1 protein-coding gene is annotated in these 271 nt (G+C 73.4%); it reads right to left on the bottom strand.

Annotated elements, in window-relative coordinates; genetic code table 11:
- Nucleotides 1-271: hypothetical protein (locus ASF38_RS17755; RefSeq protein ID WP_200914367.1), on the bottom strand; the 271-nt coding region annotated here is incomplete at both ends.

Below are 271 nucleotides of genomic sequence, written 5' to 3'. Positions count from 1 at the left end.
GGTGAAGCGTCCGGCGGCGACGGGGCCGGTGATGCGCACCGAGGCCAGGCTCCTGGTGGTGAATCCGTCGCGGGTGCCGGTGACGATGACGCGGACCTTCTTGCCGCGGTCTGCGGCGGTGAGGGTGTAGGTGGCCGAGGTGGCACCGACGATGGGCTTGCCGTCGGCGTACCACTGGTAGGCCAGCGCGGCGTCGCCCGACCACGGGGCAGTGGTGGCGGTGAGGGTGGAGCCCACGCTCTCCTCACCGGTGAGCTCGGGGCGCGGCGCC

Origin of the sequence: Aeromicrobium sp. Leaf272 (assembly GCF_001422865.1) — a bacterium.
Classification (GTDB): Bacteria; Actinomycetota; Actinomycetes; order Propionibacteriales; family Nocardioidaceae; genus Aeromicrobium.
This window is presented reverse-complemented; position numbering and strand designations above follow the sequence as displayed.